Origin of the sequence: Aeromicrobium phragmitis (genome assembly GCF_003674095.1) — a bacterium.
In the GTDB taxonomy this organism is placed as follows: domain Bacteria; phylum Actinomycetota; class Actinomycetes; order Propionibacteriales; family Nocardioidaceae; genus Aeromicrobium; species Aeromicrobium phragmitis.
The window spans coordinates 58,631-68,795 of the sequence record NZ_RDBF01000014.1; the positions used below are offsets into that span (position 1 = coordinate 58,631).

General features: G+C 67.5%; 9 protein-coding genes. 7 read left to right on the top strand and 2 right to left on the bottom strand.

All coding sequences use genetic code 11. The annotated features are described in order from the left end of the window. Positions 1-12 precede the first annotated feature (12 nt). Genes D9V41_RS15040 through D9V41_RS15060 form a run of 5 tightly spaced genes read left to right on the top strand, consistent with a single transcriptional unit; the run spans position 13 to position 4,828 of the window. Complete coding sequence (locus tag D9V41_RS15040) at positions 13-663, top strand: MBL fold metallo-hydrolase (protein ID WP_121795402.1); 651 nt, start codon at positions 13-15, stop codon at positions 661-663. A 58-nt stretch (positions 664-721) separates the two neighbouring features. Beyond that, a complete protein-coding gene (locus D9V41_RS15045; RefSeq protein WP_121795403.1) occupies positions 722-2,257 on the top strand; it encodes a UDP-N-acetylglucosamine 1-carboxyvinyltransferase in 1,536 nt (511 codons plus the stop codon). A gap of 45 nt (positions 2,258-2,302) precedes the next feature. Beyond that, a complete protein-coding gene (locus D9V41_RS15050) occupies positions 2,303-3,076 on the top strand; it encodes a glycerophosphodiester phosphodiesterase family protein (protein WP_121795404.1) in 774 nt (257 codons plus the stop codon). Beyond that, the gene (locus D9V41_RS15055; protein WP_121795405.1) at positions 3,073-4,419 is read left to right on the top strand and encodes an MFS transporter; all 1,347 of its coding nucleotides are present in this window, start codon (positions 3,073-3,075) and stop codon (positions 4,417-4,419) included. The genes D9V41_RS15050 and D9V41_RS15055 overlap by 4 nt, the downstream gene beginning before the upstream one ends. A 31-nt stretch (positions 4,420-4,450) precedes the next feature. Then, a complete protein-coding gene (locus tag D9V41_RS15060) occupies positions 4,451-4,828 on the top strand; it encodes an RNA polymerase-binding protein RbpA (RefSeq protein WP_121795406.1) in 378 nt (125 codons plus the stop codon). A gap of 3 nt (positions 4,829-4,831) precedes the next feature. Here D9V41_RS15060 and lnt read toward each other — a convergent pair whose 3' ends face one another. Both lnt and D9V41_RS15070 read right to left on the bottom strand, forming a co-directional pair. Then, the gene (lnt, locus tag D9V41_RS15065; RefSeq protein ID WP_121795407.1) at positions 4,832-6,280 is read right to left on the bottom strand and encodes an apolipoprotein N-acyltransferase; all 1,449 of its coding nucleotides are present in this window, start codon (positions 6,278-6,280) and stop codon (positions 4,832-4,834) included. Then, positions 6,277-7,359: a M24 family metallopeptidase gene (locus D9V41_RS15070; RefSeq protein ID WP_243697294.1), complete on the bottom strand. Its 1,083-nt coding sequence runs from the start codon at positions 7,357-7,359 to the stop codon at positions 6,277-6,279. Before D9V41_RS15070 ends, lnt begins: the two co-directional genes overlap by 4 nt. An 89-nt stretch (positions 7,360-7,448) precedes the next feature. Here D9V41_RS15070 and D9V41_RS15075 point away from each other — a divergent pair, with 89 nt between their 5' ends. Together D9V41_RS15075 and D9V41_RS15080 are read left to right on the top strand one after the other, a co-directional pair. After that, complete coding sequence (locus D9V41_RS15075; RefSeq protein WP_121795409.1) at positions 7,449-9,002, top strand: M28 family peptidase; 1,554 nt, start codon at positions 7,449-7,451, stop codon at positions 9,000-9,002. Between the two features lie 18 nt (positions 9,003-9,020). Next, entirely contained in the window at positions 9,021-9,944 is a 924-nt protein-coding gene (locus D9V41_RS15080; protein WP_208006886.1) for a 5'-3' exonuclease, read from the top strand. Positions 9,945-10,165: the final 221 nt, after the last annotated feature.

Here is a 10,165-nt window from a genome sequence, read left to right on the forward strand (position 1 = left end):
CATCGTGTCACGATGGAGAACATGTTGGTCACCCGATTCGGCCACGCGGCCGTGCTCGTCGAGACCGAGGACGCGCGTGTTCTTCTCGACCCGGGCGTTTTCAGCGTCGACGAGGTCTTCGAACTCGAGCGGCTGGACGCCATCGTGGTCACCCATCAGCACCCGGACCATCTCGACCGCTCCCGCGCGGACGCGCTCCTCGCACGCAATCGTGGCGCGCTGCTGCTGGCCGATCCGCAGACCGTTGAGCAACTCGGCGCTCCCTGGCGGGCACATCGCGACGGGGACAGGGCGACGTTCGGCTCGACCACGATCGCTGCGGTGGGCGAACTCCACGCCGAGATCGCTCCGCAACTCCCCCGGGTGTCCAACGTCGGCGTCCTCGTTCGCAGTGAGACGGGCCCGACCATCTTCCATCCGGGTGACAGCTATGCCACGGTCCCCGCCGACGTCGATGTCCTCGCACTCCCCCTGTCCGCTCCATGGGCGAAGGTGTCGGAGACCATCGCCTTCGCGCAGCAGGTCGCCCCCGCGATCGCCTTCCCCATCCACGACCGCACGATCTCCGACGCGGCCTATGACATCTACTGGAATCACGTGGCGAACTTCGGCGGCGTCGCCGACCTGCGCCGACTCGGCCAGACCGAGGCGACGCAGGTGTGACGAGCGACGCGTCCGCCACGTACGACCTTTATCTCACATCTGAGATACGGTGGAACTTATGACTGAACGCGACGACTACCTGGCGCGCATCGGCACGTTGATCCGTGACGCGCGTCAGCATTCGGGCCTCACCCAGGCCCAGTTGGCGACGCAGCTTCGCACGAGCCAGAGCGCCGTCAACCGCATCGAGAAGGGCCAACAGAACTTGACCCTCGACATGCTCGCCCGGATCGGCTCGGCACTGGACTCCGAGATCGTGAGCGTCGGCACCTCCGGCCCCAGCCACCTGCGGGTCAAGGGTGGCACCACGCTGCGCGGCTCGATCGACGTGAAGTCGAGCAAGAACGCCGGCGTCGCTCTGCTGTGCGCATCGTTGCTCAACACCGGCACAACGGTGCTGCGCAAGGTGGCGCGCATCGAAGAGGTCAACCGACTGCTCGAGGTGCTCGACTCGATCGGCGTCAAGACTCGCTGGCTCAACGAGCAGAACGACCTCGAGATCATCGTCCCCGAAGAGCTCGACCTGGACGCGATGGATGCGACGGCCGCCCGCCGCACCCGCAGCATCATCATGTTCCTCGGCCCGCTGATGCACCGAGTTCCGGAGTTCCAGCTGCCCTACGCCGGTGGTTGCGATCTGGGCACTCGCACCGTGGAGCCGCACATGACCGCGCTGCGCCCCTTCGGGCTCAAGGTCGTCGCCACGGAGGGCAGCTACAACGCCTCGGCGGCCCAGGGCACCGGTCCCGAGCGGCCCATCGTGCTGACCGAGCGCGGCGACACGGTCACCGAGAACGCGCTCCTCGCTGCCGCGCGCTATGACGGCGTCACCGTGATCCGCAACGCGAGCTCCAACTACATGGTCCAGGACCTGTGCTTCTTCCTGGAGAAGCTGGGCGTGCGGATCGAGGGCATCGGCACCACGACCCTGCGGGTGCACGGCACCCCCGACATCCGCACCGACGTCGACTACGCGCCGAGCGAGGACCCGATCGAGGCCATGAGCCTCATCGCCGCTGCCATCGTCACCAACTCCAACATCACGGTCTGCCGTGTGCCGATCGAGTTCATGGAGATCGAGCTGGCCGTGCTCGAGGAGATGGGCTTCCGCTATGAACGCTCGGCCGAGTACATGGCCGAGAACGGCCAGACCCGTCTCGTCGACATCACGACGTACCCCTCGAAGCTCAAGGCGCCGATCGACAAGATCCATCCGATGCCGTTTCCGGGTCTCAACATCGACAACCTCCCGTTCTTCGCCGTCATCGCGGCGACGGCCGAGGGCCAAACCCTGCTGCACGACTGGGTGTACGAGAACCGCGCCATCTACCTGACCGAGCTCAACAAACTCGGCGCCCGGGTCAAACTCATGGATCCGCACCGTGTCCTCATCGAAGGCCCCACGCACTGGAGCGGTGCCGAACTCGTTTGCCCGCCGGCGCTACGCCCTGCGGTCGTCATTTTGCTTGCGATGCTCGCCGCCAAGGGCACCTCGGTGCTCCGCAGCGTGTACGTCATCAATCGGGGCTACGAGGATCTCGCGACCCGGCTCAACGCCCTGGGCGCTCAGATCGAGACGTTCCGCGACATCTGAGCCGTCCTGGTCCACGGGGCCGCCGTCACGCTCTACGGTGGTCTCGTGGAACCCGGCCGCACGACCCGCTTCTTCGACACGCCGCCTCCCCTGGCATTCGCTCACCGTGGTGGGGCCGACACCGGCGACAACGTCGGCATCGAGAACTCGCTCGTGGCCTTCCGGCACGCCTACGACCTCGGGTACCGGCATCTGGAAACGGACGTGCGCGCCACTCGCGACGGCGTGCCCTATGCGCTCCACGACGCGCGTCTTTCGCGGCTCACCGGGGACGACCAGGCGATCACCACACTCACGTCCGATGAACTCGACGCCCTCCTCCTGGGCGACCGTGAGCCGATCGTGCGCCTCGACGAATTGCTCCTGGAGTTTCCGAAGGCGTGCTTCAACATCGACGTCAAGTCCGCCGACGCGATCGAGCCGACCTGCCGCGTCCTGGAAGACGTGGGGGCCGTCGATCGCGTCTGCCTCGCGTCGTTCTCCCACCGCCGATTGCAACGCCTCCGTTCACGCCTCCCTCAGGCGGTGTTCTCCGCGTCGTCGATCGACGTGGCCAGAATGCGTCTGGGGCGGGCGGTTCCGCCTGGCGTCGACTGTTTCCAGATTCCCGAACGGCACGGGCGCGTACGGATCCTGACTCCTGCGTTCTTGGACCGCGCCCATCGTCATGGGCGACAGGTGCATGTCTGGACGGTCGACGATCCGGCGGCGATGCACCGTCTGCTCGACATGGGGGTCGACGGCATCATGACCGACCGCACTGATCTGCTCAAGGACGTCCTCGTCTCCCGGGGACAGTGGAGAGAGGAACCGACATGACGTCGTCAGCTGTGGGACGACAACTCCAGCGGGGCAAGGTCGTCGCGTGGAGCCTGTGGGACTGGGGCTCGGCGGCCTTCAACGCCGTCATCATCACCTTCGTGTTCTCGGTGTATCTCGTCGACGCGGTCGGCGACGACCTGCCCGGAGCGATCTCGGCGAGCACCTGGTACGGGTGGGCGATCGGCGCCGGTGCGTTCGTCGTCGCGGTGTCCGCCCCCGCGCTCGGACAACGCTCCGATGCGTCCGGCCGTCGCAAGCGCACGTTGGCGGTCCTGACATCGATCGTCGTGGCGCTGACGGCCGCACTGTTCTTCGTCGAGGACGACTACCACTACCTGTGGCTCGGGCTGCTCCTCGTGTCCCTCGCGTCCATCGCCTTCGAACTGTCGCAGGTTCCCTATTTCGCGATGCTGCGTCAGGTGTCCACCCCCGAGACAGTCGGCCGGGTGTCCGGCATCGGCTGGGCGTTCGGCTATTTGGGCGGCATCGTCCTGCTGCTGATCTGTTACTTCGGCTTCATCAGTGGCGACGGTGGGTTGCTCGGGCTCTCGACCGAGAACGGGCTCAACATCCGGCTCGTCGCGCTGCTCTCCGCCGGCTGGTTCCTGCTCTTCGCGATCCCGCTGTTCTTCAGTGTCCCCGAGCTTCCCGCCGAGGTCAGCCCGGACCGCCCCGGCGTGGGATTCGTGGAGTCCTACCGGGTCCTGTTCTTTGAGCTTCGCACGATGTGGCGCGACGACCGCGACGTACTCAAGTTCCTCATCGCCAGCGCGTTCTACCGCGACGGGCTCTCCGGCGTCTTCACCTTCGGCGGCATCCTGGCGGTCTCGGTCTACGGCATCGACGCGGCCGACGTCATCTTGTTCGCGGTCGCCGCTAACGTGGTGAGTGCCGCCGGCGCTTGGATCGCGGGGTACTTCGACGACTCGTGGGGGTCGCGTCGGGTCGTGATCGCCTCGCTCGTCTCGATGCTCGTCGTGGCGCTGGTGCTGCTCTTCGTCAGCGGTCCGACGATGTTTTGGATCTTCGGTCTCGCGTTGTGCCTCTTCGTCGGCCCGGCGCAGGCGGCATCGCGGACGTACCTCACGCGGGCGACTCGCCTAGGCAAGGAGGGCCAGAACTTCGGCCTCTACGCCATGACCGGGCGCGCCGTCTCCTTCCTGGCCCCCACCCTCTTCGGGCTCTTCGTCCTGATCGGCGGCGACGACCGCTGGGGCATCATCGGGATCATGGCGGTCCTCGCGGTCGGTCTCGCGATGTTGCTGCGTGTGCCCGAGGTCACCGGGGACCGGGCCAACGATGTGCTCTCAGGGGAATCTCACGGCGATGGCGTACGTTGAACAGTGAGAGGACACGAAAGGGGGACGCAGCATGGCTGAACGAGCATTGCGAGGCGCCCGACTCGGTGCACAGAGCTTCGAAGACGAACGCGGTGTGGAGATGGCCCCGCGCCAGGAGGTCGAGTACCGCCTGCCCGACGGTCGTACGTTCACCGTGACGATGTCCGACGAGGCGGAGATCCCGGCCGAATGGGAGGATCCCAAGACCGGTCAGATGGGCCGTCGCGTCGGCGCGGACGCACCCGGGGACGACGCGGATGAGAAGCCCGTGCGCACGCACTGGGACATGCTCTTGGAGCGGCGCTCCGTCGAGGAACTCGAAGATCTGCTGAGCGAGCGGTTGGAGATGTTGCGCGGCGGCGAGATCGGACCGCCGCATCTGCACCGGCGCAAGAAGAAGACCGCCTGACCGTCAGCGACGGCGTCGCCAGCCGGCGACGATCGCGACCAACGCCAGTCCGCCGATGAGTAGCTCCAGCGGAGCCGCCATCGTGTGGGCTGGCGTTCGTCCTGTCGCGCCCGTGACGGTCGCGACCATGGTCGCCGCGTCGAGCAGCGGCGCCTCGGCCACGACGGAGCCGTCGGGCGCTACGACCCCGCTGATCCCGTTGATCGACGGCACGACGACGTACCGCCCGGTCTCGATCGCGCGGAGCCGCGAGATGTTCCACTGCTGTCGCAGCTGCGAGGTTCCCTCGAAGCTCGCGTTGCTGGTCTGCACGACGAGAAACTCCGCGTCACCGGCTACGGCTTCGCGCACCACACCGTCGTAAGCGATGTCCCAGCAGATGGTGTCACCGATGATCGCATCCCCGATCCGCAACGAACCGGGGTCCTCCCCCGGCACCATGTCCCGGGGAATGTCGCGGTCGAACCGCGGCACCAGGTCACCGAGCTGTTGACGGAACGGCACGTATTCGCCGTACGGCACGAGTTGCCGTTTGACGTACGACTCCCCCGGCCCGGTCTCGGTCCACACGAAGCCGGCGTTGTACGCGGTCTTCTCGGTCGGCCCGTCGAGCAGGCCGCCGACCAGGATCGGTGCGCCGACATCTTCGACGGCCGCGGTGAGCGCGTCGGCGGCCCAGGTGCGGGTGAACGGATCGATATCCGTCGCGTTCTCGGGCCACAGCACCATGTCGACCGGCTCGTCGATCTGCTCGGTCGCGTCGAGGTGCAGCTGGAAGATCTCGCCACGCGGCCACTGCAGGAAGGGGCCGGGCGTGCCTCCTTGGACGACGCCCACCCGATACTGCTCGCCGGTGCCGGCGATGCCCGTCGGGAGCAGGAACGACACGCCCACGATGCCGGCAAGGACCCCGGCCACGGGGACGAGCCGGCGCCGCCGCTCGACTGCCGTCACCGCGAGTCCGGCGCACAGGGCAAGGAGCGCTGACGTGGCCGGCATCCCGATCAGTCGGACCCAGGCGTCCAGCGGCGTGTCGATCGTGGTGTGCACGAGTCGGCCCCAGGGGAAGCCGGAGAACGGCACGGCGCTGCGCAGACTCTCCCCAGCCGTCCAGACCACGGCCGCCCACACGGGCCACCACGGCAGCCGTTGGACCGCACGCAGCGACCAGGCGATGATCGCGTAGAAGACCGCTTGTGCGGTGACCAGCGCTACCCAGGCAGCGGGGTCGACGGCGTTCATCCACCAGATCAGCGGGCCCATGAAGCCCCACCCGAAGGCGAAGCCCATCGCCAGCACCGTCCTGGCTCGATAGTCCCCGGCGCGCCGCAGCAACCACAGCCACGCGGCGACCGCCACGAGCATCATGCCGGGTACGTCCCACGGCGCGAAGTTGAACGAGGCGAGAACGCCCGCGATCGCCGAACCGGCGATCGCGACGAGCGCTCTCATGGCAGGCGGACGAGTTCGTGCGGCGTGCGGTTGACGACGTCGAGGCCGTCCAGCGTGCAGATGGCGATGTCCTCGATACGGGCACCGAAGCGTCCGGGCAGGTAGATGCCTGGCTCGATGGAGAAGGCCATCCCGGCGTCGAGCGTCAGCGTGTTGCCCTCGACGATGTAGGGCTCCTCGTGGGTCTCCTGTCCGATGCCGTGGCCCGTGCGATGCACGAACGCCTCGCCGTATCCGGCGTCAGCGATGATCTTCCGTCCGATCTGGTCCACGGACTCCGCCGTGACGCCGGGGCGGGCGTGCTCGCGCTGCGCCTGCTGCGCGGCTTCGAGCACGGCGTAGAGGCGCAGGAACTCCGGATCGGGCTCTCCCCCCACCACGTAAGTGCGGGTGGAATCCGAGCAGTAGCCGGCAGCGGTGGTGCCGCCGATGTCGACGACGACGGGGTCACCGGGCTCGATGACGTGGTCGGACACTTCGTGGTGCGGCGAAGCGCCGTTCGGCCCGGACGCGACGATGACGAAGTCCACCGTCTCGTGTCCCTCGTCGATGATCGCCCGGGCGATGTCGGCGCCCACCTCGCGTTCGGTGCGCCCGGCCCGGAGCCACTCGCCCATCCGTCGGTGCACCCGGTCGATCGCCGCCCCGGCCTCACGAAGGGCGTCGACCTCGGCCGGTTCCTTGCGCATACGCAAGGCGGCCACGAGCGGCCCCCCGAGGACCTGCTCGGCCGCGATGGCCTGACGGAGCGCGAAGACGCGTGACGCCCACATATGGTCGTCGACGGCGATCCGCTCGGCGGCGCCGACCACGGAGCTGACGAGCGCGAACGGGTCCTCGGTCTCCCGCCAGCCCACGATCGGCACCTCGACGCCGGCCGCCTCGGCCGCCGGACGTTCGAGTTCCGGCACCACCAACGTGGCCTCGCCCGTCACGGGAACCACGAGGCAGGTCAGGCGCTCGAGTGGCAGGGCGTGGTAGCCGGTGAGATAGCGCAGGTCGGCCCCTGGTGTCACGAGAAGGGCGTCGATGCCGTGATCGGCGAGGGCACGCTGTGCTCGGACGAGACGATCGGTCACGTTGACGAGCCTATCGACCCTCTGGTCGCAGCGATCGACCTGTCTTAGGGTGGTGCGCGTCACTATCGGCATGAGGATCGGGGGGTCCCATGAGAAGAGTCATCGCCGCTGCCGCCGTGGCAGCGCTCACCAGCGGTGTGATCGCCGCCCAGCCCGCCGCCGCGAAGCGGCCCGACAAGCCGAAACCGGATCGTTCGGTCGTCGCGGCCGAACGGCTCACCGACGCGGTGACCGTCAACGGCATTTTGCGGCACCTGCGGCAGTTCCAGGTGATCGCCAATGAGAACGGCGGGAACCGGGCCTCGGGTCTTCCGGGCCATGAGGCGTCTGCCGACTACATCCAGACGCAACTCGAACGCGCGGGGTACGAGGTCTCGCGGCAGAGCTTCACCTTCCCGTTCTTCCAGGAGCTGTCACCGTCGGTCCTGGAAACCGGCGATGAGGCGTTCGAACACCAGACCTTCAACTACTCCGGCAGCGGCCACGTGACGGGCGTGGTCGTGCCGACCACAGATCTCGTTATTCCCGCGACGCCCGAGCCCAGCAGCACCTCCGGTTGCGAGCCAGAGGACTTCACGCCCGCGCCGACCGATCCGGCCATCGCCCTCGTGCAACGCGGCACGTGCGACTTCGCCGTCAAGGTGGACAACGCGGTGGCCGCCGGGTACGACGCGATCATCATCATGAACGAGGGCAACCCCGGGCGGACCGAGGTACTCGCGGGTACGCTCGGCGCCCCCAAGACGGTGCCGGTTGTCGGCGTCTCGTACGAGGACGGCGTCGCGCTTGCCGAGGGCGGCGACGTGGAGGCGACGGTGACGACCGAGGTCGAGTCCGATCCCGATCGGGAGACCTTCAACCTCATCGCCAATCTTCCGGCGAAGGGCGATCGCCGAAACGACGAGGTCGTCGTCGTCGGAGCGCACCTCGACAGCGTCCCGGACGGTCCAGGCATCAACGACAACGGCTCCGGCAGCGCCGGCATCCTCGAGATCGCGCTGCAACTGAGCGAGACGAAGCTCGATCGCAAACTCGAGCGTCCGGTGCGCTTCGCGTGGTGGGGCGCTGAGGAACTGGGGCTTCTCGGGGCCGAACACTACGTCAACTCCCTATCGACCGATGAGGTGAACTCGATCTACGCGAACCTCAACTTCGACATGATCGGCTCGTCCAACTACGTACGGTTCGTTTACGACGGAGACGGTTCAGCCGGCGGACCGTCCGGTCCTCCGGGTTCCGGTGAGATCAAGCAGCTCTTCACGGACTACTTCGAGAGCCGCGATCAGGCGTGGGAGCCGACCGAGTTCAACGGACGGTCCGACTATGGTCCGTTCATCGCGGCCGGAATCCCGGCCGGTGGGGTGTTCAGCGGCGCGGACGGGATCAAGACGCCCGAGCAGGAGCAGATCTACGGAGGAACCGCGGGCGAGATCTACGACCCGTGCTACCACCGCGCCTGCGACGACATCACGGCCATCAACACGAGCGCGCTCCACGAGCTCGGTGACGCCGCCGCGTGGGGTCTCGCGCGCCTGGTGCTGAACCCGCGGGGGCTGTTCCCCGACGGCAGCGTCGCGCCGAAGGGGCCTCGCGCCAAGAACGGACCGAAGTTCGATTCGCCGGGCCATCTCTCTCGACGCTGACCGATAGGATCATCGGCCATGAGCGGCCGACTGATCCTCCTGGACTCCGCGAGCCTGTACTTTCGGGGCTACTTCGGAGTTCCGGACTCCTTGAAGGCCCCGGACGGTACACCGGTCAACGCCGTCCGGGGCCTTCTCGACTTCGTCGCCACCCTCTCGGCGCAGTACGAACCGACGAGCATCGTGGCGTGCTGGGATGACGACTGGCGACCGCAGTGGCGTGTCGATCTTCTCCCCAGTTACAAGGCGCACCGCGTCGTGGAGGAGACCGAAGGCGTCGACGTGGAGGAGACTCCCGACACGCTAGCCCCGCAAGTGCCGGTCATCGCGGAAGCGCTCGAACTACTCGGCATCCCGGTCGTCGGCGCTCCTGCGGCCGAGGCTGACGACGTGATCGGCACGCTCGTACATCGCTGGGACGGTCCGGTGGATGTCGTCACCGGCGATCGCGATCTGTTCCAGGTCGTCGACGACGATCGCCAGATTCGAGTGCTCTATACCGCTCGCGGTGTGGGGAAGCACGAAGTCGTCGACGCGGAATGGGTACGGATGAAGTACTCGATCGAGCCCCATCAGTATGTCGACTTCGCCGTGTTGCGCGGGGATGCGTCGGACGGGCTGCCTGGCGTCGCCGGAGTCGGCGAGAAGACTGCCGCAACGCTGCTCGCCGCCTACGGTGACCTCGACGGGATTCTCTCGGCGGCAGCCGACGAGAGCTCGTCGATTCGGCCACGCGTGCGTCAGTCCCTCCTCGATTCGGCGGACTACATCACCAGCGCTCGCGAGGTCGTGCGGGTGCGGGCCGATCTGGACCTCGACTCCCCTGCCGCGTTGACTTCGCTCGACGCCGAGGAGGCGGAGGTGTTCACCGAGTTCGGGAAGCGCTGGGGCCTCGGCGGCGCCGCCGACCGCGTCCTCGCCACCCGCGGCGGCGCGTCCTAACCGCTGGGCCATAGGTGGTCGAGTAGCGGCGCCCTCTGCGAGCCGCAATGGAGCCGTGGCAGTGAGGGCGTAGCCGCCACGGAGCGAGACCATCTCACGTGACGTGGTCTCGATACGTCGGTCGCTGAGCGACCTCCTACTCGACCACCAAGTTGTAGGTGGTCGAGTAGCGGCGAGCTCTGCGAGCCGCGTATCGAGACCATCGCACCTGGCGTGGTCTC